We start from the raw sequence: 25,094 nt of genomic DNA, 5'->3' as shown, positions 1-25,094 counted from the left end.
TCGGCCCATGACGGTCCGGCTCACCCGCATCTACACCCGCACCGGTGACGCCGGGCAGACCCACCTCGGCGACATGTCCCGGGTGGCCAAGACCGATCCCCGGCTGGTGGCCTACGCCGACGTCGACGAGGCCAACAGCGCGCTCGGGGTGGCGATCGCACTGGGCGCTCCGTCCGCAGCGGTCACCGAACTGCTGCGCAGTGTGCAGAACGACCTGTTCGACGTCGGCGCCGACCTCTCCACGCCCGTGCAGGAGGCGCCGGAGCACCCGCCGCTGCGGGTGACCGCCGCCTACACCGAGCGCCTCGAGGCCGCCTGCGACGAGCAGAACGCCGCGCTGCCCGCGCTCACCTCGTTCGTGCTGCCCGGCGGGACCCCGCTCGCTGCGCTGCTGCACACCGCGCGCACCGTGGCCCGGCGGGCCGAGCGCAGCGTGTGGAGCCTGCTGGAGGCCGACGGCGAGCGCACCAACCCGGAGACGGCGCGCTACCTCAACCGGCTGTCGGACCTGCTCTTCATCCTGGCCCGGGCCGCCAACCCCGACGGTGACGTGCTCTGGGAGCCCGGCGCCCACAGCGGCGCCCACGCCCAACGCACCGCGAACCGCAAGGCCTGATCTCGACCGACACCTGGAACGGCCCTGTCCAGAGGCTCGTCCCGAGCGTGCGAGGGATGAGGAGGACAGGGTCCTTCAACGGTCGACGGGCGGGGCCGACTCGATCCAGGAGAGGAAGCCGGTCACGGTCGAGGAGTCCATCGCCAGCTCCTGCGGGCCGGCGCCGGTGCGGCAGGTGAGGATCACGCTGTCGGCGGGCAGGGAGAGGTCCTCACCCGTGGGGCGGCGGCGGGCGTCGATCTGGAACTGCGAGCGGCACAGCCGCCGGTTCGGCCGGACCGACAGCGACAGCGCCCGGTACCAGAGCAGGGTCTCACCGGAGTACCAGGCGACGCCGACGGCCCACCGCGCTGCCCCCGGGGGCCGCAACCACATGGTGACCGCGCCCAGACCGGAGAGCAGGAACCGCCGGCGCAGCAGGAACGCGGCCACCAGGGCGACGAGCAACAACCCGACGAGGACCAGGAGAGCGGTGGTCACCGGGAGGTTGCTGTCGGCGGGAGCGAGGTGCGGGGCTCAGGCGTCCTGGCCGGCGGCGCGGAGCCGGGACTGCGCGCGGCGGGCGGCGGCGACGGCGTCGGGGTCGTCGCCGTCCTGCTCGGCACGGCGCAGCGCCTCGCGAGCGCGCTCCACGTCGATGTCGGTGGAGATCTCCGCGGTCTCGGCGAGGATCGAGACGCCCCGCTCGGTGACGGAGAGGAAGCCGCCGTGCGCCGCGACGACGAGGTCCTCGCCGGACTCGGGGCGGATCCGCACGACACCGCCGGGCGCGAGCTCCCCGAGCAGCGGGGCGTGACCGGGCAGCACACCGAGCTCGCCCTCGGTCGTGCGGGCGATGACCATGCTGGCCTCTCCGGACCAGATCATCTTCTCCACGGCCACGAGCTCGACCTGCAGGGTCGCCACGACACTCCTCGGGTTCCACCGGCCGGCGGTCAGGCCGGCAGTGCGGGGTCGCCGGCCCGGACGGACTCGGCGACGGATCAGTGCCCACTCTAGCGGCGGGGCGGGACACGCCGCCCCGCAGCCCGGCCGTGCCGTGCGGCAGCGGGGTGCTCCGTCAGGCGGAGCGGCGGTACAGCAACGTCCAGCGCCCCACCCGGAGCCGTGGGTGCGAGACCACCGAGGACGGCGCCCACTCCTGGGTGTCGAACGGCTCGTCGTCGGCCTCGACCGGCGCGTAGGGCGGCCAGCTCCACTCGAGTGCGGCGTCCGGGCGCGGTGGGTCCTCGGCCTCGCTGCAGGGCCCCGCCGCGGGCTCGCGAGTGGCGGGGGGCAGGGAGGTCCTTGTTCTGTGCACGCGCCCTTGCTCCTGGACGGGGCGTCCGCTGCTCGGACGCACTACGAGCATGATCGGTCGCTCCGCGGCCGGTGTGGACACCCCGCGGCTCACCACCACCCGAAGGGATGGCGGTTCAGGACGGCCCGTGCCCGAGCCCCCACGCTCCAGAGCCGTCGACCGGCCCGCCCCGGGTCCGGAGACGAAACCGGCCGGGCACCCCGTGAGGGGTGCCCGGCCGGACGAAGGGGTGCTTCGTCAGCTCTTCTTCAGCTTGTCGTAGTTGCGCTCGAGGTCCTCGAGGCCACCACACATGAAGAAGGCCTGCTCCGGCACGTGGTCGTACTCGCCGACCGTCAGCGCCTTGAACGCCTGCAGCGTCTCGGTCAGCGGGACGTAGGACCCCGGCTGCCCGGTGAACGCCTCGGCGACGAACATGTTCTGGGAGAGGAACCGCTCGATGCGACGGGCCCGGTTGACGGTGACCTTGTCCTCCTCACCGAGCTCGTCGATGCCGAGGATGGCGATGATGTCCTGCAGCTCCTGGTAGCGCTGCAGGATCCGCTGGACCTCGCGGGCGGTGTCGTAGTGCTCCTGCCCGAGGTACTGCGGGTCGAGGATCCGGCTGGTGGAGTCCAGCGGGTCGACGGCCGGGTAGATGCCCTTCTCCGAGATCGGCCGGGAGAGCACCGTCGTCGCGTCCAGGTGGGCGAACGTGGTGTGCGGCGCCGGGTCGGTGATGTCGTCGGCGGGCACGTAGATCGCCTGCAGCGAGGTGATCGACCGGCCACGGGTGGAGGTGATCCGCTCCTGCAGCTCGCCCATCTCGTCGGCCAAGGTCGGCTGGTAGCCCACGGCGGAGGGCATGCGGCCCAGCAGCGTGGAGACCTCGGAGCCCGCCTGGGTGAACCGGAAGATGTTGTCGATGAAGAGCAGCACGTCCTGCCCGATCTCATCACGGAAGTACTCGGCCATGGTCAGCGCCGACAAGGCGACCCGGAGCCGGGTGCCCGGCGGCTCGTCCATCTGGCCGAAGACCAGCGCGGTCGAGTTGATGACGCCGGACTCGGTCATCTCGGTGATGAGGTCGTTGCCCTCGCGGGTGCGCTCACCGACGCCGGCGAACACCGAGACGCCACCGAACTCCTGGGCGACGCGGCGGATCATCTCCTGGATCAGCACGGTCTTGCCCACGCCGGCCCCACCGAACAGGCCGATCTTCCCGCCCTTGACGTACGGCGTCAGCAGGTCGATGACCTTGATGCCGGTCTCGAGCAGCTCGGTGCGACCCTCGAGCTGGTCGAACTTGGGCGCGTGCCGGTGGATCGTCCAGTGCGGGGCGTCCGTGCCGTAGCCGGGGGTGTCCAGGCACTCGCCGAGCGCGTTGAACACGTGCCCGGTGACGGCCTCACCGACCGGCACGGAGATCGCGGACCCGGTGTCCCGGACCTCGGCGCCGCGGACCAGGCCGTCGGTCGGGGCCATGGAGATGGTGCGGACCACGTTGTCACCCAGGTGCTGGGCGACCTCGAGGGTCAGCGTCTTGCCCAGGTCGGCCAGGGTGACCTCGACCCTGAGCGCGTTGAACAGGTCGGGCATCGCGTCGCGGGGGAACTCGACGTCGACGACCGGCCCGGTGACCCGGACGACCCGGCCGGCGCCGGTGGTCTCCTGGGTGCTCGGACGGTCCTCGGTGACGGTCATCTGTGTTGCTCTCCTGCCCTGGGGCTCGGTGGTCCTACGTCTTCAGTGTCCCCGCCCGCGGTCGTTGCTGCCGCGAGCGGGGCCGTGCTCAGTGGTGCGTGCCGCGTCTCAGTCGTCGCTGCCTGCGGACACCAGCGCGTCGGCGCCGCCGACGATCTCGCTGATCTCCTGGGTGATCTCCGCCTGCCGGGCCTGGTTGGCCTGCCGTGCGAGGTTCTTCGCCAGCTCCTCGGCGTTGTCCGACGCCGACTTCATCGCCCGCCGCCGCGAGGCCGACTCCGAGGCGGCTGCCTCGAGCATCGCCGCGTAGATGCGGGTGGTGACGTACTTCGGCAGCAGCGCGTCCAGCAGCGCCTCGGCCGACGGCTCGAACTCGTAGGAGGTCGGGACCTCGCTGCTGCGCCCCGACCCGTCCTGGGCCGCGCGCTGCTCGTCGCTGAACTCCTCGACCTCCTCGACGACCAACGGAGCCATCCGGTTGGCCACGGGGACCTGCGAGAGCAACGAGCGGAACTCGGTGAACACGATGTGCAGCTCGTCCACGCCGAGGATGCCGTCGGCACCCGCGCCGCCCTCGTCGTCGTCCTCACCGGCGGTGAAGGCGTCGATGAGCGCGCGGCCGACCTCCTGTGCATCGGAGTAGTTCGGCTGCTCGGAGAAGCCGGTCCAGGACTCCGCGAACTCGCGGTCGCGGAACCGGTAGTAGGTCTCCCCCTTGCGGCCGACGACGTAGAGCACCGGCTCCTTGCCCTCGTTGCGCAGCAGCCCGAGGAGCTCCTCGGTGCGGCGCAGGACGTTGACGTTGTAGGAGCCCGCGAACCCGCGGTCAGAGGTGATCACCAGGACCGCCACCCGGCGGGCATCGGTCCGCTCGGTGAGCAGCGGGTGGTCCAGGCTCGCCGAGCCGGCGAGCGCGGACAGCACCCGGGTGATCTCCCTGGCGTAGGGCTTCGAGGCCTCCACCCGGTTCTGGGCGCGGACGATGCGGGCACCGGCGATCAGCTCCTGGGCCGAGAAGATCTTCTTCGTCGACTGGGTGGAGCGGATCCGGCGCCGCAACGCGCGGAGGGAACCGGCCATGGTCAGGCGCTCCGCTTGACCTGGACGGTCTCCTGGCCGCGCTGGCTGGCGTCCAGGGCCTCGACCTCGGGGTCGTTGACCTGCAGCGACTCACCGTCGGAGGTGGTGAACTGCCCGTAGAAGGTCTCGACGGCCCGCTCCAGGCTGCCCACCGTGTCGTCGTCGAGCTTCTTCGACTCACGGATGGTGTCGAAGATCGGGTTGTCGCCGCGGCCGATGAACTCGAGGAACTCGGACTCGAAGCGGCGGACGTCGGGGACCGGCACCTTGTCCAGCTTGCCGGTGGTGCCCAGCCACAGCGAGACGACCTCGCGCTCGACCGGGTAGGGCGAGTACTGCCCCTGCTTGAGCAGCTCGACCAGGCGCTGACCGCGGTCCAGGGTGGCCCGGCTGGAGGCGTCCAGGTCCGAGGAGAACGAGGCGAAGGCCTCGAGCTCGCGGAACTGGGCCAGGTCCAGGCGGAGCCGTCCGGCGACGGACTTCATGGCCTTGATCTGCGCGGAGCCACCCACCCGGGACACCGAGACGCCGACGTTGATCGCCGGGCGCACACCGGAGTTGAACAGACCGGTCTCGAGGAAGATCTGCCCGTCGGTGATCGAGATGACGTTGGTCGGGATGTAGGCCGAGACGTCGTTGCCCTTGGTCTCGATCAGCGGCAGACCGGTCATCGAGCCGGCGCCGAGCTCGTCGGAGAGCTTCGCGCAGCGCTCCAGCAGGCGGGAGTGCAAGTAGAAGACGTCGCCGGGGTAGGCCTCGCGGCCCGGCGGACGGCGCAGCAGCAGGGACACCGCGCGGTAGGCCTCGGCCTGCTTGGACAGGTCGTCGAAGACGATCAGGACGTGCTTGCCCTCGTACATCCAGTGCTGGCCGATGGCCGAGCCGGTGTAGGGGGCGATGTACTTGTAGCCGGCGGCCTCGGACGCGGGCGCGGCGACGATGGTCGTGTACTCCATCGCGCCGGCGTCCTCCAGGGCGGCCCGGGTGGCCGCGATGGTGGAGCCCTTCTGGCCGACCGCCACGTAGATGCACCGCACCTGCTGGTTCGGGTCGCCGGTGGCCCAGGCCTGCTTCTGGTTGATGATCGTGTCCAGCACGATGGCCGACTTGCCGGTCTGCCGGTCACCGATGACCAGCTGGCGCTGGCCACGACCGATCGGCGTCATGGCGTCGATCGCCTTGATGCCGGTCTGCATGGGCTCGTGCACCGACTGCCGCTGCACCACGGTCGGCGCCTGCAGCTCCAGCGCGCGACGGCCGGTGGTGGCGATCTCGCCGGCACCGTCGATCGGGTTGCCCAGCGGGTCGACGACCCGGCCGAGGTAGCCGTCGCCGACGGGGACGGAGAGCACCTCACCGGTGCGGCGGACCGTCTGGCCCTCCTCGATGCCGGCGAAGTCACCGAGGATGACCACACCGACCTCGCGCACGTCGAGGTTCAGGGCCAGGCCGCGCACCCCGCCCTCGAACTCGAGGAGCTCGTTGGTCATCACCGAGGGCAGGCCCTCGACCCGGGCGATGCCGTCGCCGGCCTCGGTGACGACACCGACCTCCTCGCGGGAGACGTCCGGGGTGTAGTCGGTGACGTAGTTCTGGATGGCACTGCGGATCTCGTCCGCGGAGATCGTCAGCTCGGCCATGGCTTCGCGTCCTCTTCTGCTGGTGTGGCTGTGGTGAGTCGGTCGGTCGGTGCGGCCGGGGTCAGCCGGCCAGCCGCCGGCCGGCGGCCTCGAGTCGGTGGGCGATGGAGCCGTCGATGACCTCGTCGTCGACCCGGATGACGAGACCCCCGAGCACCTCGGGGTCGACCTGGACCTGCAGGCCCATGGTCCTCCCGTAGATGCGCTCGAGCACGCCGACCAGCCGCTGCTCCTGGCTGCTCGACAGCGGCACCGCGCTGACCACGTGCGCGACCGACTGGCCGCGCCGTCGGGCCGCCGCGGTGGACAACCGCTCGATCTCGTTCTCCGCACTGTGGACGTGCGAACTGGTCAGTGCGTTCCGCACGAGCCGCTCGGTGACCGGGCTGGCCTTGCCCGACAGCAGCCGGTCCAGCAGCGCGGTCTTGCCCTCACGGGGTGCCGACCGGTTGCCGAGGATCCGGGCCAGGTCGTCGTCGCCGGCCACGATCCGGCTGAACCGGAACAGCTCGTCCTCGACGTCGGCCAGCTCACCTCGTGCGTCGGCGGCGTCGAGCGCCGCCTCGGTGGCCAGCGTCTCGGTCGCCTCGACCAGGTCCAGCGGGCGCGACCAACGCTGCCGGGCCACGGTCTGCAGGACGTCGAGCGTGGCGTCGCCGACCTTGCCGCCGAACAGGCGCTGGGTCAGTCCGGCGCGGTCGTCGGGCCGCATCGACGCATCGGACAGGGCCCGGCGCAGGGAGAGCTGACCGTCGAGCAGGTGCGCCACGGCGAACAGCTCGTCGGCCAGCGTCAGCAGCGCCTCGCCGCGGGCGCGGCTGCGGGCGCCACCGGTCTGCGCCAGCAGTGCCTGCCGCGACTGCTCCATCGCCGCCCGGCTGGAAGCGTGCATCAGCGGGCGTCCTGCGGGACGTACACCGAGCTGCCCCCACGGCCGTCGCTGCTGCTGCTGGCCGCGGTCATGCCGTCGAGGTCGTCGAGGAACCGGTCCACGGTCCCACTGCGGCGGGCGTCATCGGCCAGGGACTCGCCGACCACCCGGCCGGCCAGGTCGACCGCGAGGGTGCCGATCTGACCGCGCAGCTCGGTGACCACCTGCTGGCGGGAAGCAGCGAGCTGCTCCTCGCCGCGGGCGACGATGCGGGCCGACTCCTCCTGCGCCTGCGCGCGGAGCTCCTCGATGATCTGCTGCCCCTCGGCGCGGGCGGCGTCGCGGATCTGCGCCGCCTCCGTGCGCGCCTCGGCGAGCTGGGCGCGGTACTGCTCGAGCGCCGCCTTCGCCTCGGCCTGCATGGCCTCGGCACGCTCGATGCCGCCCTCGATCGCCTCACGCCGGGCCACGAACGTCTTCTCCATCTGCGGGAAGACGAACTTGGCCAGCACGAAGTAGAGGATCGCGAAGGCGATGATGCCCACGATGATCTCGCCGACCGGCGGGATCAGCGGGTTGTGCTCCTCTGCGGCCAGGATGTTCATGTTCTGCACGTCCCTACGTCAGCTGAGAACGGCCCGGAGAGGGGACGTCACTGCCCGAAGATGAAGGGGACGACCAGGCCGATGAGCGCGAGCGCCTCGGACAGGGCGGCACCGAGGAAGGCGTAGGTACGGGTCAGACCGGCGGACTCGGGCTGGCGGGCGGTGGCCTGGATGTAGGCCGCCCACACCACACCGACACCGATGCCGGGGCCGATCGCGGCGAGGCCGTAACCGACGGAGCCGATGCTGCCGGTCAGTTCTGCCAGAACGTCCATTTCGGGGTGTTCCTCCTGTGTCGGTCGCCCGGACAGTTCCGGGCGGCTGGCGGGGTCCTGCGGGTGGTGCAGATCAAGGGTTCGTGCGGTGGCGCGGTGGATCAGTGAGCGGGCTCGACCGAACCGTTGAGGTAGGTGGCCGTCAGCACGGTGAAGACGTAGGCCTGCAGCACGATGACCAGCAGCTCGAAGAAGGTCATCACGATCGCCATCAGCAGCGAGAGCGGGGCGAAGACAGCCGAGAAGTTGCCGACCTGGATCAGGTAGACCGCACCGAGGGAGAAGACGACGAGCAGCATGTGGCCGGCGAACATGTTGGCGAAGAGCCGGACGGCCAGCGTGAACGGCCGGATGATGAACACCTGCAGCAGCTCGATCGGGGTCACCAGGATCAGCGCCGCCGCGGGAACGCCCGGCGGGACGGCAGCGTCCTTGAAGTACCGGCCGGCGCCCTGCTCACGGATGCCGACGTAGTTGTAGAGGATCCAGACGAACACGGCGAGCACCAGCGGGAACGCGAACCGGCTCATCGGCGAGATCTGCAGGAACGGCACGATGCTCATCGCGTTGTTCGCGAGGATGAAGAAGAAGAGCGACCCGAGGAACGGTGCGAACGGCAGGCCCTTGGGGCCGATGACGTCCCGCGCGATGCCGTCCCGGACCACCGAGTAACCGCTCTCGGCCAGCCACTGCATCTTGCCCGGCACGATCCCCGGCCGGCGCATGGCGGCCACCAGCAGAGCCAGGATCAGCGCTGTCGCGATGATCAGGATGAACGTGATGCGGGTGAACTCGAAGTCGATGCCGAACACCGAGAACGACACGAGCGACTCGGGGTAGAACTCCTCGATGGTCGGCGACTCGAAGCCGCTGCCATCGCCGCCCTCGGCGGCGAGGACGTTGACGAGCGCGAGGGCGCTGGAGGTCACCGTTGTCCCTTCTGCGTCCTGGGTTGACTCGGTCGGCCACCCCTGGGGGTTCGTCGTGCTCCCGTGCCGGTCGGCGGCACGGGTGGGGCGTACTTCACGATGATGAGGTAGATCGCGACACCGAGGCCGAGGAGGACGCCGATCAGGGCGATGAACTGCGTGCCCAGCCAGCGGTCGAGCGCCAACCCTGCGCCACCCCAGACGATGATCCCCGACAGCATCGTGCCGGTGATCCCCCAGCCGACATCAGCCCCACTGGGCTGGCGTGCGTCTGGCTTCTCGGGTCGCGGTCGGGTGCCCCCATGTGCGGGACTGTCCTCGGCCATCGGATCGGACCCTATCAGCCGCGTGTCGTGCGGGTTTCCGGGTCCGCCGCAGGACCGGTCGCCGGTGGCTGAGCGGTCGCTGTGCGTTCCTCCGCGGCTGCTGCGGGCGGTGCAGGTGGCGTGACGTAATAGAGCTGGCGGGTCCAAACCCAGCGCCCCTGGACGACGCTCCAGAGGAGCGCACCGGCGATGACCGTCCAGGCGAGCACCGCGAGGTCGAGCCAGCCGTCGGTCGGCAGGGACTGGAAGACCGCGGCGATCACGGCCACCTTGAGGACGAAGGTGCCCAGCGCAGCCGGCAGGGTGAACGCGTCACCCACCCGGCCGGCCCAGGCGATCACCGCCCCGGAGACGCAGAAGAAGCCCGTCACCACGGCTGCGCCGACCAGCACGCTGACGGCGGCGGCCCAGCCCAGCACGACGCCGACCACGAGGGCGCCGACCGCGGCCACCGGCAGGGTGGCCAGCAGTCCCGCCCGGAGGAAGGCGAGGTCCCACACCGGGCCGCCGGCGGCTGCCGGGGCAGCGCTGCTCATCGCCGCACCCCCGCCGTCCGGCTCGTGACGACCGGACCTGCGACCGGACCGGGCAGCGGTCCGGGGCCGGCCGATGCGTCCGGTGCCGCGGGTGGCGACGCCGGGCCGCGGGACGTCCGGCTGGCCGGGTGCGCGGCGCGGCTGCGCTCCTTGAGGGCAGCCAGTTCGGCCTCCCGGGCGGCGATCGCCGCGCGGCGGGCCCGCGGGCTCAGCACGACCACGACCCCGACCACCAGCAGGGCGCCGATGATGACGAGCACCTCGACGGTCCCCCCGGTGATGGACAGGGCGACGGCGCCGAAGCTGAGCAGGGCGGCCCAGAAGTACATGATCAGCACTGCCCGGCGGTGCGAGTGCCCGATCGACAGCAGCCGGTGGTGCAGGTGCAGCTTGTCCGGGCTGAACGGAGACTGACCCCGTCGGGTCCGCCGGATCACGGCCATGACGAGGTCGATGAACGGGATGAAGAGGACGGCGAACGGCACCAGCAGCGGCAGGGTCAGCGGCAGCAGGTTGGCCGCCGACCCGAGCGTCTGGGAGTCCGTCTGGCCGGTCGCCGAGACCGCGGCCGCCGACAGCATGAGCCCCACCAGCATCGAGCCGGAGTCGCCCATGAAGATCCGGGCCGGGCTGAAGTTGTGCGGCAGGAAGCCCAGACAGGCACCGGCGAGCACGGCGGTGATCAGCGCGGGAGCGCTCGCGACGTCGTCGTAGCCGACCAGCCCCAGGTGGTAGCTGTAGGCGAAGAAGGCCAGCGCGGCGATCGCGGAGACCCCCGCGGCCAGGCCGTCCAGGCCGTCGATGAAGTTCAGCGCGTTCACGGTGAACACGGTGAGCAGGATCGTCGCCGGCACGCCGACGTCCGGCCCCAGCGACAGGGTGCCGATGTCGGCGACCGGCAGGAACAGGAACGCCAGCTGGACGCCGAGCAGCACCATCACCCCGGCTGCGGCGATCTGACCGGTCAGCTTGGTGAGCGCGTCCAGGCCGAACCGGTCGTCGAGCACCCCGAGCAGGCAGATCAGCCCGCCCGCGACCAGGACGGCGATGGTCTGGGTGCTGAACTCGAAGCTGCGCTGCAGCGAGGGGAGCTGGGAGGCGACCAGCACCCCGGCTGCGACCCCGAGGTACATCGCCACCCCCCCGCCGCGGGGCGTGGGGATGACGTGCACGTCCCGGTCGCGGACCTCGGCCATCACCCGGAACCGGACCGCCGCCACCCGGACGACCGGCGTGGCCAGGAAGGTGACCAGCGCCGCAGCGAGGAGGACGACGGCGTACTCGCGCATGGGGTCAGACGGTCCGGGTGGGCTCGGGGTACGCCGGATGGGCGGTCACCAGCTCGCGGACACCCGCGGCGACCTCCGCGGTGCGGGCGCCCTCGGCGTCCCGGATCGCGGTGCCGATCAGCGAGGCGATCGTCTTCATGTCGCTCTCGACCATCCCCTGCGTCGTGACCGACGGGCTGCCGACCCGGATGCCGGAGGCGACCGACGCCGGCTGCGGGTCGAACGGGATCGCGTTCTTGTTCAGCACGATGCCGGCGGCGTCGCAGCGGGCCTCGGCCACCTTGCCGGTGACCGGCTCACCGGCGGTGTCGGTGACCTCGCGCAGGTCCAGCAGCGCCAGGTGGGTGTCCGTGCCGCCGGCGACCGGGCGCAGCCCCTCCGCGGCGAGGCCCTCGGTGAGCGCCTGGGCATTGGTGACGACCTGCCGGGCGTAGACCTGGTACGCAGGCGCGAGGCACTCCTTGAGGTTCACCGCCTTGGCCGCGATGGCGTGCATGAGCGGTCCGCCCTGCATCATCGGGAACGCGGACTTGTCGATGGCCTTGGCGTGCTCGGCCTTGCAGACGATCGCGCCGCCGCGGGGGCCGCGCAGCACCTTGTGCGTGGTGAAGGTGACGACGTCGGCGTAGGGCACCGGCGAGGGGATCGCCTTCCCGGCGACCAGGCCGATGAAGTGCGCCGCGTCGACCATGAAGACGGCACCGACCTCGTCGGCGATCTCCCGGAACGCGGCGAAGTCGATCAGCCGCGGGATCGCCGAGCCGCCGGCGATGATCAGCTTCGGGCGGTGCTCGCGGGCCAGGTCGCGGACCTGGTCGTAGTCGATGTGCTCGGTCTGCGGGTCGACCCCGTACTGCACGGCGTTGAACCACTTGCCGGAGAAGGAGACCTTGGTGCCGTGCGTCAGGTGCCCGCCGTGCGGCAGCGCCATGCCCAGCAGGGTGTCGCCAGGCTGCAGGAAGGCGCCGTAGGCGGCCAGGTTGGCGCTGGCCCCCGAGTGCGGCTGCAGGTTGGCGTGCTCGGCGCCGAAGAGCTCCTTGGCCCGGGCGATCCCCAGCTCCTCCGCGCGGTCGACGACCTCGCAGCCGCCGTAGTACCGGCGGCCGGGGTAACCCTCGGCGTACTTGTTCGACAGCGTGCTGCCCAGCGCGGCGAGCACCGCCGGGCTGGTGAAGTTCTCGCTGGCGATGAGCTGCAGGCCGTTGCGGAGCCGGTCGAGCTCGTCCACGACGACGCCGGAGATCTCCGGGTCGAACGCCGCGAGGGCGTCGAAGTCGGGTCCCCAGTACGGGGTGGTGGCGGGGGTGCTCATCGGAGGTGCACTCCTGCAGCTCGGTGCGGGTACCCGCGCGCCGGGACTGGACGGGTGCGCGGCTGTCGCACCACGGTATCGCGGTGACATGGCGATCCTCCGGATCGCACCGCGGCCACGTGCCGTTCCCTGGCTCACGCTGAGCTGTTTCGTGCGTTGCCGGCTGGGACCCTCCGGGCCCGCGCCGGCCCCGCACAGCGGCGCTCCGCACCGCGGGTCCGTCCCGTCCCCGGGCTCCCGGCGGTGCTGCCCGCCTCAGTCCGTGATGCCGGGGACGACCTCGCGGAGGCGGTCGAGGTCGATCGCGCCCAGGCGGAGCACCCGCGGGGTCGGCGCGGTGCAGTCGACGATGGTGCTGGCTGCCGAGCCGGTGCGGGAGCCGCCGTCCAGGACGACGGCGGCGTGGTCGCCCAGCTGGTACTGCGCCTCGGCGGCCGAGGTGGCGGCCGGCCGGCCGGAGCGGTTGGCGCTGGAGACGGCGAGCGGTCCGGTGCGGCGCAGCAGGTCCCGGGCGACCTCGTCGTCGGGCAGCCGGACGGCGACCGTGCCCTCCGCCTCCCCCAGGTCCCAGGCCAGCGACGGTGCGTGCTCGACCACCAGGGTCAGCCCGCCGGGCCAGAACGCCTCGGCGAGCTCGTGGGCGACCGGCGGGACCACCGCCACCAGCCCGGCCAGCGTCGTGGCCTCGCCGATGAGCACCGGCACCGGCATGCTGCGGCCGCGGTTCTTCGCCGCCAGCAGCTTGGTGACCGCCGCGGGGGTGAACGCGTCGGCGGCGACCCCGTAGACGGTGTCGGTGGGCAGGAGGACCAGCTCGCCGCGGGACAGCGCCGTGGCCGCGGCGGTGAGGCCGGCCTCGCGCTGGTCGGGGTCGCTGCAGTCGAAGACGTCGGCCACGGGGCGTGAGTCTGTCACCTGCCCTCCCCCGCCCCGGCTCGGCGGACCGGCTCAGGCCCGCCGGGCCGTCGTGTACCGCGGTCGGCCGGCGAGGTCGGCGTTGTCGGCGACGTCGGTCCAGCCGCCGGCGCTGCGGACCAGGGCCGGCAGCGCACCTCCCTGCTGGTCGGCGTGCTCGATGCCCAGCCAGCCGCCCGGGCGCACCAGCCGGGCGGCGGTGACGAGCAGCCCACGGACGACGTCCAGGCCGTCCGGGCCACCCCACAGCGCCAGCGGCGGGTCGTGGTCGGCCACCTCGCGGGGCAGCCGGGCGTCGTCGGGGACGTAGGGCGGGTTGGAGACGACGACGTCGACCGAGCCGTCCAGCTCGCGCAGCAGGCCCGGGTCGGTCATGTCCCCGGCGAGCACCTGCACCGGGGTGTCGCCGGCCGCGGCCCGGGTGCCGGCGTTGACCCGGGTCCACTCGATCGCCGCGGCGTCCCGCTCGACCGCGACCACCCGGGCACCGGGGTGCTCGGAGGCGACCGCCAGGGCAATGGCGCCGGAGCCGGTGCCCAGGTCGACGACGGTCGGCGCGCTGAGCCCGGCGATCCGCTCGAGCACCCAGCCGGCGATCTGCTCCGTCTCCGGGCGGGGCACGAAGACGCCGGGGCCGACGGCGAGCTCGAGGTGCCGGAACGCAGCGGTGCCGGTGAGGTGCTGCAGCGGCACCCGCGAGGCCCGCTGGTCCAGCAGCGCAGCGAACCGGCCGGCCACGTCGGCGGGCACCTCGTCCAGGGTGAGCAGCCGGCCGCGCGGCACCGCGAGCACGTGCGCGAGCAGCAGTTCGGCGTCCACCCGCGGGGACTCGACGCCGGCGTCGGCCAGCCGGCGGGCCGCGTCGGCGAGCAGCGTGCGCGCGTTCAGGACCCGGCTGCCAGCAGCTCGGTGGTGTGCGCGGCGGTCAGCGCGTCGAGCACCGGGTCCAGGTCGCCGTCGAGCACGGCGTCCAGGTTGTGCGCCTTGAAGCCGACCCGATGGTCGGAGATCCGGTTCTCCGGGAAGTTGTAGGTGCGCACCCGCTCGCTGCGGTCGACCGTGCGCACCTGGCTGCGCCGCTGGTCCGACGCGGTCGCGGCGGCCTCCTCGCGGGCGGCGGCCAGCAGCCGCGACCGGAGCACCCGCAGCGCGGACTCGCGGTTCTGCAGCTGGCTCTTCTCGTTCTGCGAGCTGACCACGATGCCGGTGGGCAGGTGGGTGATCCGGACGGCGGAGTCGGTGGTGTTCACGCTCTGCCCGCCCGGCCCCGACGAGCGGAAGACGTCGATGCGCAGGTCGTTGGGGTCGACGGTGACGTCGACCTCCTCGGCCTCGGGCAGCACCAGCACCCCGGCTGCGGAGGTGTGGATCCGGCCCTGCGACTCGGTGACCGGCACCCGCTGCACCCGGTGCACCCCGGCCTCGAACTTCAGCCGGGCGAAGATGCCCTCGTCGGTGCGTGACTTGATGGCCACCGCGACGTCCTTGTACCCGCCCAGCTCGGCGTCGACGGCGTCCAGCACCTCGGTCGACCACCCCCGCCGCTCGGCGTAGCGCAGGTACATCCGCAGCAGGTCCCCGGCGAACAGCGCGGACTCCGCGCCGCCCTCCCCCGCCTTGATCTCGAGGATGACGTCCTTGTCGTCGTCGGGGTCCTTGGGCAGCAGCAGCTCGGTCAGCCGGGCGGTCAGGTCGGTGACCGTGGCCTCCAGCTGCTCGGCCTCACGGGCGAACGAGGCGTCCTCGGCGGCGAACTCGCGGGCGGCGCCCAGGTCGTCGCGGGCGGCGTCCAGCGCGCGGACGGTCTCCACCACCGGGGCGAGCGCGGCGTAGCGCCGCCCCAGCCGGCGGGCGCGGGCGGCGTCGGCGTGCACCGCCGGGTCGGCCAGCTCGGCCTCCAGCTCGCGGTGCTCGGCGAGCAGGCCGGCGAGCCGGTCGCTGCCGGTCTCGGCACTGCTCACGGGCATCCCTCCAGGTGGTTTCGCGCGCACGAGTACGCGTGGTTTCGCGCGCACGAGTACGCGCGGGGGTGCGGGCGGACGCCGTCGGAGGTGCTACTTGTCGGCCGGAGCGCCGGCGTTGCGCTTGCCGAACCGCTTCTCGAAGCGGGCGACGCGGCCACCGGTGTCCAGGATGCGCTGCTTGCCCGTGTAGAACGGGTGGCAGGCCGAGCAGGTCTCGACGGTCATCGTGCCGCCGGGCGCCGTGCTCTTGGTGGTGAACGTGTTGCCGCAACCACACGTCACGGTGGTGACGTGGTAGTCCGGGTGGATGTCGGCCTTCATGCCGGTACACCCTCTCTCTGGTCTCGGGACCTGCTCGGTTCGGACGCCGCCGGGAGCTGGGGCGTGACCCGGCAGCGGAGGCTCGGTCGACCAGTCTCCCAGACGGGAGACCGGCGCGACCGGCCGGGTCACTCCTTGTCGCCCACGCCCAGCGTCGTCTTCTGCACCTGCATGAGGAACTCGATGTTGTTGCGGGTCTTCCGCATCCGGTCGAGCAGCAGCTCCAGCGCCTGCTGGGGCTCCAGCGCCGACAGCACCCGGCGGAGCTTGATCACGATGGCCAGCTCGTCGGGTGAGAGGAGGATCTCCTCCTTGCGGGTGCTGGAGGCGTTCACGTCGACGGCGGGGAAGACCCGCTTGTCGGCCAGCCGCCGGTCCAGCTTGAGCTCCGCGTTACCGGTGCCCTTGAACTCCTCGAAGATGACCGTGTCCATCGTCGACCCGGTCTCGACCAGCGCCGAGGCGATGATCGTCAGCGAGCCGCCGTTCTCGATGTTGCGGGCGGCGCCGAGGAAGCGCTTGGGCGGGTACAGCGCCGTGGAGTCGACACCACCGGAGAGGATGCGCCCGCTGGCGGGGGCCGCCAGGTTGTAGGCGCGGCCCAGCCGGGTGATCGAGTCCAGCAGGACGACGACGTCGTGGCCCATCTCGACCAGGCGCTTGGCCCGCTCGATCGACAGCTCGGCGACCGTGGTGTGGTCGGCCGGCGGCCGGTCGAAGGTCGAGGCGATGACCTCGCCCTTCACCGACCGCTGCATGTCGGTGACCTCCTCGGGGCGCTCGTCGACGAGCACGACCATGAGGTGGACCTCGGGGTTGTTCGTCGAGATCGCGTTGGCGATCGACTGCAGCACCATCGTCTTGCCCGCCTTGGGCGGGCTGACGATCAGCGCCCGCTGACCCTTCCCGATGGGCATGACCAGGTCCATGATCCGGGTTGTCATCAGGTGCGACTCGGTCTCCAGCCGCAGGCGCTCCTGCGGGTAGAGCGGCGTGAGCTTGGTGAACTCGGGCCGGTTGCGGGCCTGCTCGGGGTCGAGGCCGTTGACCGAGTCCAGCCGGACCAGGGCGTTGTACTTGTCCTTGCGCTCGCCCTCACGGGGCTGGCGGACGGCGCCGGTGATGGCGTCGCCGCGGCGCAGGCCGTACCGGCGCACCTGGGACAGCGACACGTAGACGTCGTTCGGGCCGGTCAGGTACCCCGACGTGCGGACGAAGGCGTAGCTGTCCAGCACGTCCAGGATCCCGGCCACCGGCAGCAGGACGTCGTCCTCGCTGACGGTCGGCTCGCCCTGCTCGAAGCGCTCGCGACCGGCGGGGGCGTTGCCGCCACGGCGGTTGCGGTCCCGGTAGCGGCGACCCCGGCGACCGCGGCCGCCACCCTCGAAGTCGTCGTCGTCCTCGTCGGTGCGCGCGTCGGGACGGGGCTCGTTGCGGACAGCGTCGTTGCGGTTGCCGTCGCGAGCACCGTCGCTGCGGTTGCCGTCGTTGCGGTTGCCGTCGCGGACACCGTCGCCGCGGTTGCCATCGCGGGCACCGTCGCTGCGGTTGCCATCGCGGGCACCGTCGCTGCGGTTGCCATCGCGGACACCGTCGTTGCGGTTGCCGTCGCGGGCACCGTCGCTGCGGTTGCGGCCGCCGCGGTTCCCGGCGGAGTCACCGTCGCCGCGGTTGCGGCCGCTGCGCTCCTCGCCGTCCCGCTCGGCCCGGTTCCCGTCGCGGGGGCGCTCCTCGCGCTCGGCAGCGTCGCGGGGAGCCCGCTCGGCGGCGTCCTGTGCAGGACGCTCGGCCGTCTCGCGGGGCGCCCGCTCGGCGCCGTCCCGGGCGGGACGCTCGGCGGTCTCGCGGGGCGCCCGCTCGGCGCGATCCCGGTTCCGGCTGCGCTGCGGGCGCTCACCCTCCGGCCGCCCCTCGGCCGGGTCCGACGTCTGGGTCGGGGTCTCGGCCGGGGTCTCGGCCGGGGTCTCGGCGGCCGGCTCAGCAGCACCAGCGGACGCGTCGGTGCTCGGGGTCTCGACCACGGCGTCGGCGGTGGGGGCGCCGGCGGGGCGGCTCGCGCCGCGGCGGCGACGGCCGGTCGGCGCGGCCCCGGCCGGGGCAGCGGGGCTCACGGCGGCCGCCGGCTAGCAGGCCGCCGGCTCGGCGGCCGGGGTGTCGGTGGCCGGACCGGTGGTGGCCGGCGGTGTCACCGGGGTGCCGTTGGCACCACCGGAGACCGGGGCCTCCAGCGGCGCGGACGACGCGGCGTCGTCCGTCCGGGGAGCCGGCGCGGCCGGGGCGTCGGCAGAGCCGTTGGACCCGCCCACCTGCCGCTCGGAGATGGCGGCGACGAGGTCGCTCTTGCGCATCTTCCCGGTGCCCGGGATGCCGAGTTCGCCGGCCAGGCGCTGCAGCTCGGGCAGCAGCATCCCGGACAGTCCGCTGCCACGGCGGCGGGATCGGGGTGCCGTCCCGGCGGCGGCAGCTGCCTCGTCGGACGGGGCGGTGGTCGCGCCGTCGATGAGGTCGGTGGTCTCGCTCACGTACAGGTCCTTCCCTGCGGTGACCTGCGCCTACCAGCGCAGGAGGTGACCCGCTCCCGGACGGCGAGAGCCCGGATGAGGACTCGGCGCGGCGATCGGGAGTGGCGGGTCTGTGGATGCGGGGCAGGCCAGCGGCGACGGATCGCGGCGGACTCCCCGCGTGAGGCTCGCCCGGAGGCGGCTACGGAAGCCAGCCTAGACACAGGCCGACGTCGTCCACAACACAGTCCCTCGCAGGTGTGTTCCGGACGGTCAGAACGATACAGGATCGTGATCGGACGCCAGCGGTGCGACGACCGCCCCGGTGTGGTCGACCCGCAGCGCCCGGCACTCCCAGCCCTCGGGCGTGCTGCGCCGCAGCGCCCTGACCTCGGCGGCGGAGCCCGGGTCACCGGCGTGCTCGTCGTGGCCGAGGACGGCCAGCGCGAGCACGCACGGCCCGGCCCCGGAGACGACGGCGGCGTGACCGTCGGCCCGCAGGGCAGCCAGCAGCGCGGCGCTCTCGGGCATCGCCGGTGCCCGCTGCGCCTGGTGCAGCCGGTCCTCGGTGCCCTCGAACAGCAGCCCGGGCTCGCGAGTCAGCGCGTGCACCAGCAGCGCCGAGCGTCCCGCTGCATGCGCTGCGTCGGCGTGCGGCACCGCGTCGGGCAGCAGCCCGCGGGCGACGTGGGTGGACAACGTCCCGCTCGGCACGAACAGCACCGGCGCCACCCGGGGGTCGACGGTGAGCCGTTCGGCCCGCGCACCTGACGGCGTCGTCCAGGACAGGGTCGCCCCGCCCAGCAGACACGGCGCGACGTTGTCGGGGTGACCCTCGATCTCCGAGCACAGCCGCAGCACCGCCGCGTCGTCCACGCCCGCGACGTCCGGGCACAGCGACCAGGCCGCCAGCACGCCGGCGGTCACCGCCGCGGCCGACGAGCCCATCCCCCGCCCCTGCGGGATCCCGTTCCGCGCCGACAGCCGCAGGCCGGGCGGCGTCCAGCCCAGCTCGGCACTGGCCGCGCGGAAGGCCCGCACGACCAGGTGCCGCTCGTCGGTGGGCAGCTCGCCGGCGCCGGCCCCGGTGACCGTGACGTCCAGCCCGCCGTCGGTCACCGCGACGTCGACGGAGTCCCAGCAGGACAGCGCGAGCCCGGCGCAGTCGAAGGCCGGCCCGAGGTTGGCACTGGTCGCCGGCACCCGGATGCGGACCGCCTGCACCACTCAGAGGCCCAGCTGCGCGGCGGCCGCGGCGGAGTCCACCGGGATGGTGACCGGCGCCGGGGCGCCGGAGATCGCCCACTCCGGGTCCTTGAGGCCATTGCCGGTGACGGTGCAGACCACCCGCTGGCCGGGCTCGAGCCCGCCGGCCTCGGCGACCTGCAGCAGCCCGGCGACCGATGCCGCCGACGCCGGCTCGACGAACACGGCCTCGGTGCGGGCGAGCAGCCGGTAGGCGGCGAGGATCGCCCGGTCGGTGACGGCGTCGATCCGGCCGCCGGAGTCGTCCCGGGCGGCCAGCGCCTTGGTCCAGGACGCCGGGTTCCCGATCCGGATGGCGGTGGCGATCGTCTCGGGGTGCGGGACGACCTGGCCGGAGACGATCGGCGCGGCGCCCGCGGCCTGGAAGCCCCACATCCTCGGCGTGCGGGTGGCCGGGCCCGGGGTCTCCGACGTGTCGCAGTACTCCCGGTACCCCTGCCAGTAGGCGGTGATGTTCCCGGCGTTGCCGACCGGCAGGCAGTGGATGTCCGGCGCGTCCCCGAGGACGTCGACGACCTCGAACGACGCCGTCTTCTGGCCCTCGATGCGGTACTGGTTGACGCTGTTGACCAGGCTCACCGGGTAGTCGATGGCGAGCTTGCTGGCCAGCGCCAGGCAGTCGTCGAAGTTGCCCTCGACCTGCAGCAGCTTCGCCCCGTGGACCAGCGCCTGGGCGAGCTTGCCGGTGGCGATCTTCCCCTGCGGCACCAGCACGGCGCAGACCAGCCCGGCGCGGGCGGCGTAGGCCGCGGCACTGGCGCTGGTGTTGCCGGTGGACGCGCAGATCACCGCCTGCGCGCCCTCCTCCACGGCCTTGGTGATGGCCATGGTCATGCCGCGGTCCTTGAAGGAGCCGGTCGGGTTCGCGCCCTCGACCTTCAGCCACACGTCGCAGCCGGTGCGGCGGGACACCTCCGGCGCGGGCACCAGCGGGGTGGCGCCCTCCTGCAACGTCACCACCGGCGTCGCGTCGCTCACCGGCAGCCGGTCCCGGTAGGCCTCGATCAGGCCAGGCCAGTACGGCGAGACGGCACCTCGCAGGGTGTGTGCTCCGGTCATGACAGCCCCTCCCGGCACGGTCGTCGGGCCGGGGTCGGCGGGCGGCCCGGCACAGCGACGGGAATCCTACGGGCGGCCGTCTCGGCCCCTCGCACCTCCGTGCCCGCCGCGCGGCACGACGGCGACGTCGGTCAGGCCAGTCCCTCGACCCGCAGCACGCTGGTCACCGCCCGGACGGCCGACATCTCCCGCAGCCGGGTCACCGTCGCCGACAGCGCCGCGTCCGGGGCCCGGTGGGTCACGATCACCAGCGTGGCGGCCTCGCCGTGCCCGTCCTGGCGGACGGTGGCGATGCTGACCCCGTGGGCGGCGAACTCGTGCGCGACCGTCGCCAGCACGCCCGGCCGGTCCGCGACGTCGAGGCTCACGTGGTAACGCGTCGGGGTGTCCGCCATCGGCCGGACGGTGAGCCCGGCGTAACCCGTCGTCCCCGGGCCGGCCGCACCGGCCAGCCGGTTGCGCGCCACCGCGACGAGGTCGCCGAGGACGGCGCTGGCGGTGGGCTCCCCGCCGGCCCCGCGGCCGTAGAACATCAGCTCGCCGGCGGCCTCGGCCTCCACGAAGACGGCGTTGAACGCGCCACCGACCGCGGCCAGCGGGTGGGTGGTCGGGATCATCGCCGGGTGCACCCGCACGGCCACCCCGTCGTCCGCGCCGTCGGGCCCCGCGACCCGCTCGCAGATGGCCAGCAGCTTCACCGTGCAGCCGATCTCCGCGGCCCGCGCCACGTCGATCGCGGAGACCGCGGAGATGCCCTCGCGGTGGACGTCGGCCGCGGTGACCGTGGTGTGGAAGGCCAGCGAGGCGAGGATCGCGGCCTTGGCGGCGGCGTCGAAGCCGTCGACGTCCGCGGTCGGGTCGGCCTCGGCGTAGCCGGCCTCGGTCGCCTCGGCCAGCGCCTCGCCGAAGCCGGCGCCGGTCTCCGCCATCCGGGACAGGATGTAGTTCGTCGTCCCGTTGACGATGCCGACGACGCGGCGCAGCTGGTCCCCGGCGAGCGACTCGCGCAGCGGCCTCAGCAGCGGGATCGCCCCGGCGACCGCGGCCTCGTAGTACAGGTCGACCCCGGCCTGCCCGGCCGCGGCGTGCAGCGCGACGCCGTCCTCGGCCAGCAGCGCCTTGTTGGCGCTGACCACCGACTTGCCGGCGCCGATGGCGGCCAGCAGCAGGCTGCGGGCCGGCTCGATGCCGCCGATCACCTCGACCACCAGGTCGACGTCGGGCCGGGTGACCAGGCCGTGCGCGTCGGTGGTGAGCAGCTCGGCGGGCACCTCGGGGTGGTGGTCGGGACGGCGGACGGCGACCCCGGCCACCTCGACCCGCCGGCCGATCCGGGCGGCGAGGTCGTCGGACTGCTCGGTCAGCAGCCGCAGCACCGCACCCCCCACCGTCCCGCAGCCCAGCAGGGCGACCTTCAGCGCATCACTCACGAGGTGGCTCCTGCGGCGTGCTCGGGCGCCGGCTGGTCGATGGCCGGCGAGGGGGCGGGGACGTCGGCGAGGACGGCGTCGAGGGCGAACACGTCGGACAGTGTCTGCCGTCGCACGATCTCGGTGGCGACCCCGTCCCGCACGGCGACCACCGGCGGCTTGAGCAGGTAGTTGTAGTTGCTCGCCATCGACCAGCAGTAGGCGCCGGTGGCGGCCACCGCGAGCAGGTCACCGGGGACGACGTCCGAGGGCAGCCACAGGTCGCGGACCAGCACGTCGCCGCTCTCGCAGTGCTTGCCCACCACCCGGCAGAGCGCCGGCGGGGCGTCGGAGCTGCGGTTGGCCAGCACGCAGGTGTAGCTGGCGTCGTAGAGGGCGGTGCGGATGTTGTCGCTCATCCCGCCGTCGACCGACACGTAGTTGCGCACCAGCGGGGCGCCGGGGGTGCCACCGGCGCCGAGCCGGACCGGCTTGATGGTGCCGATCTCGTACAGGGTGACCGTGCCGGGCCCGGCGATGGCCCGGCCGGGCTCGACCGCCAGCCGCGGCACCGGCAGGCCCAGCGCCGCGCACTCCGCGGCGACCACCGAGCGCAGCTTCGTGGCGACGTCGCCGGGGGTGACCGGGTCGTCCTCGGCGAGGTAGGCGATGCCGAAGCCGCCGCCGAGGTTCAGCTCGCCGAGCAGCTCACCGGTGGCCTGGTGGACCTGGCCCATCAGGCCGACCACGCGGTGCGCGGCGGCCTCGAACCCGGCGGTGTCGAAGATCTGCGAGCCGATGTGGCTGTGCAGGCCGGCCAGCCGCAGCGCCGGCTCCCGGATGACCCGGACCGCCGCGGTCAGCGCGTCACCGGTGGCCAGCGAGAAGCCGAACTTCTGGTCCTCGTGGGCGGTGGCGATGAACTCGTGGGTGTGCGCCTCGATGCCGACCGTCGACCGGATCAGCACCGGCACCGGCTGACCGCCCGCGGCGACCCGGGCCTCGGCCAGCGGCACCAACCGGTCGATCTCGTCGAAGGAGTCCAGCACCAGGTGGCCGATGCCGGCGTCGACCGCCAGCTGCAGCTCCACCAGCGACTTGTTGTTGCCGTGCAGCGCGATCCGCTCGGCGGGGAACCCGGCGGCCAGCGCGACGGCGAGCTCGTTGCCGCTGCAGGCGTCCAGGTGCAGGCCGTCGTCGGCGATCCAGCGCGCGACCTGACCGCAGAGGAACGCCTTGGAGGCGTAGTGCACGTCGGCGCCGGCGAAGGCGTCGGCGAAGTCCGCGGCCCGGCTGCGGAAGTCCGTCTCGTCCAGCACGAACAGCGGGGTGCCGTGCTCGCGGGCCAGGTCGGTGACGCGGCGGCCGGCCAGCTGCAGCTCACCGTCGACCCGGCGGGCCGACCGTGGCCAGACCTGCGGGTCGAGTGCGCCGAGGTCGGCCGGGGCGGGACCGGCGGCGGGCGGCGGCGCGATGTTCCCGTGCAGCGGCCCGGCCGGGTGCGCCCTCACATCCGCTCCGGCGCGGAGACCCCGAGCACGGCCAGGCCGTTGCGCAGGACGGTGGCGGTCGCCGCGCACAGCCACAGCCGGGCGGTGGTCAGCGGGGTCGCCTCCTCGTCGCCGCGTGGCAGCACCCGGCAGGAGTCGTAGAAGCGGTGGTAGGTGCCGGCCAGCTCCTCCAGGTACCGGGCCACCCGGTGCGGGGCCCGCAGCTCGGCGGCGGAGGCGACCACCCGGGGGAACTCACCGATCGCCCGCAGGAGGTCGCCCTCCCGCTGCAGCGCCAGCAGCGAGGTGTCGACGTCGCCGGCCTCGCCCAGCACCAGCCCGAGGTCCCCCGCGCCGCGCAGCAGCGAGGAGATCCGGGCGTGCGCGTACTGGACGTAGAAGACCGGGTTGTCGTTGGTCTGCCGCGTCCAGGCGTCCAGGTCCAGGTCGATCTGCTGGTCGACCGAGGCCCGGGCCAGTGCGTACCGGGCCGCGTCGGCACCGATCGCCTCGACCAGGTCCTCGAGGTTGACCACCGTGCCGGCCCGCTTGCTCATCCGCACCGGCTCGCCGTTGCGCACCAGGTTCACCAGCTGGCCGATGAGGATCTCCAGGTTCACCCCCGGGTCGTCGCCCATCGCCGCGACCAGCGCCTTGTACCGCCCCACGTACCCGGTGTGGTCGGCGCCGAGCATGATCACGACCTTGTCGAACCCGCGCTCCCGCTTGTCCAGGTAGTAGGCGCAGTCGGCGGCGAAGTAGGTCGGCTCGCCGTCGCGCTTGACGAGCACCCGGTCCTTGTCGTCGGCGAAGTCCGTCGTCCGCAGCCACACCGCACCCTCGGCCTCGTAGACGTGCCCCTGCTCGCGGAGGCGGGCGACCGCCTTCTCCAGCGCGCCGCTGTCGTGCAGCGTCTTCTCGGAGAAGTACGTGTCGAAGACGACACCGAACCCGGCGAGGCTGCGCTTGATCTCGGCGAACATCAGCTCGACGCCGCGCACCCGGAACCGCTCCTGCTGTTCCTCGGCGGGCAGCTCCAGCACCCCCGGCTCGGCGGCGACCACCTCGGCCGCGATGTCGCCGATGTAGTCCCCGGCGTAGCCGTCCTCGGGCACGGGCTGCCCCTGCGCCGCCGCCATCAGGCTCCGGGCGAACCGGTCGATCTGGGCGCCGGCGTCGTTGAAGTAGTACTCCCGGGACACCTCGGCGCCGCTGGCGGTCAGCAGCCGGCCCAGCGCGTCACCGACGGCGGCCCAGCGGGTGCCGCCGATGTGCACCGGTCCGGTCGGGTTCGCCGAGACGAACTCGAGGTTGAGCCGCTGGCCGGCGAGGGTGTCGGTGCGCCCGTAGGCCTCGCCGGCGGTGACCGCGCGGACGGCGATCGCGCCCAGCGCGTCCTTGGCCAGGGTGATGTTGAGGAACCCCGGTCCGGCGACGTCGACACCGGCGATGCCGTCCACGGCGCGCAGCTCGGCGGCCAGCACCTCGGCCACCTCGCGCGGCGGCCGACCCGCCGCCTTGGCCAGCCGAAGCGCCACGTTGGTCGCGTAGTCGCCGTGCTCGGGGTTCTTCGGCCGGTCGATGACGACCTCGGTGGGGACGTCGACCGCGAGCACGCCGCGCTCCACGGCCGCCGCGAGTGCGGACCGGACGACGTCGCTGAGCTGCTCGGGTGTCACCGATCCAGCGTACTGAGCCCTGTCGCGC

Annotated in this window: 26 protein-coding genes; 1 reads left to right on the top strand and 25 read right to left on the bottom strand. The window is 73.1% G+C overall.

Annotated elements, in window-relative coordinates:
* The first annotated feature begins 7 nt into the window (after positions 1 to 7).
* On the top strand, positions 8 to 616 hold the full coding sequence (locus FHL79_RS16855; RefSeq protein WP_138759737.1) for a cob(I)yrinic acid a,c-diamide adenosyltransferase: 609 nt from the start codon (positions 8 to 10) through the stop codon (positions 614 to 616).
* 75 nt (positions 617 to 691) lie between these two features.
* Here FHL79_RS16855 and FHL79_RS16850 read toward each other — a convergent pair whose 3' ends face one another.
* The 25 genes from FHL79_RS16850 to argS form a co-directional block, all read right to left on the bottom strand.
* The gene (locus FHL79_RS16850; RefSeq protein WP_138759736.1) at positions 692 to 1,096 is read right to left on the bottom strand and encodes a DUF2550 domain-containing protein; all 405 of its coding nucleotides are present in this window, start codon (positions 1,094 to 1,096) and stop codon (positions 692 to 694) included.
* 36 nt (positions 1,097 to 1,132) lie between these two features.
* Positions 1,133 to 1,522 (bottom strand): F0F1 ATP synthase subunit epsilon, encoded by a 390-nt coding sequence (locus tag FHL79_RS16845; RefSeq protein WP_138759735.1) that lies wholly within the window; start codon positions 1,520 to 1,522, stop codon positions 1,133 to 1,135.
* 154 nt (positions 1,523 to 1,676) lie between these two features.
* Positions 1,677 to 1,916: a hypothetical protein gene (locus FHL79_RS16840; protein ID WP_138759734.1), complete on the bottom strand. Its 240-nt coding sequence runs from the start codon at positions 1,914 to 1,916 to the stop codon at positions 1,677 to 1,679.
* 237 nt (positions 1,917 to 2,153) lie between these two features.
* The gene (gene atpD, locus FHL79_RS16835; RefSeq protein WP_138759733.1) at positions 2,154 to 3,599 is read right to left on the bottom strand and encodes a F0F1 ATP synthase subunit beta; all 1,446 of its coding nucleotides are present in this window, start codon (positions 3,597 to 3,599) and stop codon (positions 2,154 to 2,156) included.
* Between the two features lie 108 nt (positions 3,600 to 3,707).
* Positions 3,708 to 4,679, bottom strand: coding sequence for a F0F1 ATP synthase subunit gamma (locus FHL79_RS16830; RefSeq protein WP_138759732.1), 972 nt, complete (start codon positions 4,677 to 4,679; stop codon positions 3,708 to 3,710).
* A 2-nt stretch (positions 4,680 to 4,681) separates the two neighbouring features.
* Positions 4,682 to 6,319: a F0F1 ATP synthase subunit alpha gene (gene atpA / locus FHL79_RS16825; protein WP_138759731.1), complete on the bottom strand. Its 1,638-nt coding sequence runs from the start codon at positions 6,317 to 6,319 to the stop codon at positions 4,682 to 4,684.
* Positions 6,320 to 6,380: 61 nt separating this feature from the next.
* On the bottom strand, positions 6,381 to 7,211 hold the full coding sequence (locus FHL79_RS16820; RefSeq protein ID WP_138759730.1) for a F0F1 ATP synthase subunit delta: 831 nt from the start codon (positions 7,209 to 7,211) through the stop codon (positions 6,381 to 6,383).
* Entirely contained in the window at positions 7,211 to 7,795 is a 585-nt protein-coding gene (locus FHL79_RS16815) for a F0F1 ATP synthase subunit B (RefSeq protein WP_138759729.1), read from the bottom strand. Before FHL79_RS16815 ends, FHL79_RS16820 begins: the two co-directional genes overlap by 1 nt.
* Positions 7,796 to 7,842: 47 nt before the next feature.
* A complete protein-coding gene (gene atpE / locus FHL79_RS16810; protein WP_138759728.1) occupies positions 7,843 to 8,070 on the bottom strand; it encodes an ATP synthase F0 subunit C in 228 nt (75 codons plus the stop codon).
* 101 nt (positions 8,071 to 8,171) lie between these two features.
* Positions 8,172 to 8,999: a F0F1 ATP synthase subunit A gene (atpB, locus tag FHL79_RS16805; RefSeq protein WP_138759727.1), complete on the bottom strand. Its 828-nt coding sequence runs from the start codon at positions 8,997 to 8,999 to the stop codon at positions 8,172 to 8,174.
* Positions 8,996 to 9,325 (bottom strand): AtpZ/AtpI family protein, encoded by a 330-nt coding sequence (locus FHL79_RS16800; RefSeq protein ID WP_138759726.1) that lies wholly within the window; start codon positions 9,323 to 9,325, stop codon positions 8,996 to 8,998. The genes atpB and FHL79_RS16800 overlap by 4 nt, the downstream gene beginning before the upstream one ends.
* Before the next feature lie 14 nt (positions 9,326 to 9,339).
* Positions 9,340 to 9,861, bottom strand: a complete 522-nt coding sequence (locus FHL79_RS16795) for a hypothetical protein (protein ID WP_179966100.1) — start codon at positions 9,859 to 9,861, stop codon at positions 9,340 to 9,342.
* A complete protein-coding gene (locus FHL79_RS16790; protein ID WP_246080901.1) occupies positions 9,858 to 11,150 on the bottom strand; it encodes a glycosyltransferase family 4 protein in 1,293 nt (430 codons plus the stop codon). Before FHL79_RS16790 ends, FHL79_RS16795 begins: the two co-directional genes overlap by 4 nt.
* Positions 11,151 to 11,154: 4 nt before the next feature.
* On the bottom strand, positions 11,155 to 12,462 hold the full coding sequence (glyA, locus tag FHL79_RS16785; RefSeq protein WP_138759725.1) for a serine hydroxymethyltransferase: 1,308 nt from the start codon (positions 12,460 to 12,462) through the stop codon (positions 11,155 to 11,157).
* A 255-nt stretch (positions 12,463 to 12,717) separates the two neighbouring features.
* On the bottom strand, positions 12,718 to 13,377 hold the full coding sequence (locus FHL79_RS16780) for an L-threonylcarbamoyladenylate synthase (protein ID WP_246080899.1): 660 nt from the start codon (positions 13,375 to 13,377) through the stop codon (positions 12,718 to 12,720).
* A 33-nt stretch (positions 13,378 to 13,410) separates the two neighbouring features.
* A complete protein-coding gene (gene prmC, locus FHL79_RS16775) occupies positions 13,411 to 14,250 on the bottom strand; it encodes a peptide chain release factor N(5)-glutamine methyltransferase (RefSeq protein WP_138759748.1) in 840 nt (279 codons plus the stop codon).
* Between the two features lie 11 nt (positions 14,251 to 14,261).
* Positions 14,262 to 15,344, bottom strand: a complete 1,083-nt coding sequence (gene prfA / locus FHL79_RS16770; protein ID WP_138759724.1) for a peptide chain release factor 1 — start codon at positions 15,342 to 15,344, stop codon at positions 14,262 to 14,264.
* An 87-nt stretch (positions 15,345 to 15,431) separates the two neighbouring features.
* Positions 15,432 to 15,662 (bottom strand): 50S ribosomal protein L31, encoded by a 231-nt coding sequence (gene rpmE / locus FHL79_RS16765; protein ID WP_026844564.1) that lies wholly within the window; start codon positions 15,660 to 15,662, stop codon positions 15,432 to 15,434.
* Positions 15,663 to 15,790: 128 nt separating this feature from the next.
* Positions 15,791 to 17,773, bottom strand: a complete 1,983-nt coding sequence (gene rho / locus FHL79_RS16760) for a transcription termination factor Rho (RefSeq protein WP_246080895.1) — start codon at positions 17,771 to 17,773, stop codon at positions 15,791 to 15,793.
* 12 nt (positions 17,774 to 17,785) lie between these two features.
* On the bottom strand, positions 17,786 to 18,184 hold the full coding sequence (locus tag FHL79_RS25870; protein ID WP_246080893.1) for a Rho termination factor N-terminal domain-containing protein: 399 nt from the start codon (positions 18,182 to 18,184) through the stop codon (positions 17,786 to 17,788).
* A gap of 252 nt (positions 18,185 to 18,436) precedes the next feature.
* Positions 18,437 to 19,387: a homoserine kinase gene (gene thrB, locus FHL79_RS16755; RefSeq protein WP_246080892.1), complete on the bottom strand. Its 951-nt coding sequence runs from the start codon at positions 19,385 to 19,387 to the stop codon at positions 18,437 to 18,439.
* Between the two features lie 3 nt (positions 19,388 to 19,390).
* Positions 19,391 to 20,488: a threonine synthase gene (gene thrC / locus FHL79_RS16750; protein ID WP_138759722.1), complete on the bottom strand. Its 1,098-nt coding sequence runs from the start codon at positions 20,486 to 20,488 to the stop codon at positions 19,391 to 19,393.
* Between the two features lie 131 nt (positions 20,489 to 20,619).
* The gene (locus FHL79_RS16745; RefSeq protein WP_138759721.1) at positions 20,620 to 21,918 is read right to left on the bottom strand and encodes a homoserine dehydrogenase; all 1,299 of its coding nucleotides are present in this window, start codon (positions 21,916 to 21,918) and stop codon (positions 20,620 to 20,622) included.
* Positions 21,915 to 23,408: a diaminopimelate decarboxylase gene (lysA, locus tag FHL79_RS16740; protein WP_138759720.1), complete on the bottom strand. Its 1,494-nt coding sequence runs from the start codon at positions 23,406 to 23,408 to the stop codon at positions 21,915 to 21,917. Before lysA ends, FHL79_RS16745 begins: the two co-directional genes overlap by 4 nt.
* Complete coding sequence (gene argS / locus FHL79_RS16735; protein WP_138759719.1) at positions 23,405 to 25,066, bottom strand: arginine--tRNA ligase; 1,662 nt, start codon at positions 25,064 to 25,066, stop codon at positions 23,405 to 23,407. The genes lysA and argS overlap by 4 nt, the downstream gene beginning before the upstream one ends.
* Positions 25,067 to 25,094: the final 28 nt, after the last annotated feature.

Source organism: Modestobacter altitudinis, assembly GCF_005930475.1.
GTDB lineage: Bacteria > Actinomycetota > Actinomycetes > Mycobacteriales > Geodermatophilaceae > Modestobacter > Modestobacter altitudinis.
This window is presented reverse-complemented; position numbering and strand designations above follow the sequence as displayed.

Bases quoted from the DNA above. Each gene is read 5' to 3' on its own strand.
- FHL79_RS16830 (WP_138759732.1), bottom strand. From the start codon at position 4,679: ATGGCCGGTTCCCTCCGCGCGTTGCGGCGCCGGATCCGCTCCACCCAG.
- glyA (WP_138759725.1), bottom strand. From the start codon at position 12,462: ATGAGCACCCCCGCCACCACCCCGTACTGGGGACCCGACTTCGACGCC.
- prfA (WP_138759724.1), bottom strand. From the start codon at position 15,344: ATGCCCGTGAGCAGTGCCGAGACCGGCAGCGACCGGCTCGCCGGCCTG.
- FHL79_RS16815 (WP_138759729.1), bottom strand. From the start codon at position 7,795: ATGAACATCCTGGCCGCAGAGGAGCACAACCCGCTGATCCCGCCGGTC.
- FHL79_RS16790 (WP_246080901.1), bottom strand. From the start codon at position 11,150: ATGCGCGAGTACGCCGTCGTCCTCCTCGCTGCGGCGCTGGTCACCTTC.
- thrC (WP_138759722.1), bottom strand. From the start codon at position 20,488: ATGACCGGAGCACACACCCTGCGAGGTGCCGTCTCGCCGTACTGGCCT.
- FHL79_RS16820 (WP_138759730.1), bottom strand. From the start codon at position 7,211: ATGCACGCTTCCAGCCGGGCGGCGATGGAGCAGTCGCGGCAGGCACTG.
- atpA (WP_138759731.1), bottom strand. From the start codon at position 6,319: ATGGCCGAGCTGACGATCTCCGCGGACGAGATCCGCAGTGCCATCCAG.
- FHL79_RS16795 (WP_179966100.1), bottom strand. From the start codon at position 9,861: ATGAGCAGCGCTGCCCCGGCAGCCGCCGGCGGCCCGGTGTGGGACCTC.
- FHL79_RS16855 (WP_138759737.1), top strand. From the start codon at position 8: ATGACGGTCCGGCTCACCCGCATCTACACCCGCACCGGTGACGCCGGG.
- FHL79_RS16800 (WP_138759726.1), bottom strand. From the start codon at position 9,325: ATGGCCGAGGACAGTCCCGCACATGGGGGCACCCGACCGCGACCCGAG.
- atpE (WP_138759728.1), bottom strand. From the start codon at position 8,070: ATGGACGTTCTGGCAGAACTGACCGGCAGCATCGGCTCCGTCGGTTAC.
- rpmE (WP_026844564.1), bottom strand. From the start codon at position 15,662: ATGAAGGCCGACATCCACCCGGACTACCACGTCACCACCGTGACGTGT.
- atpD (WP_138759733.1), bottom strand. From the start codon at position 3,599: ATGACCGTCACCGAGGACCGTCCGAGCACCCAGGAGACCACCGGCGCC.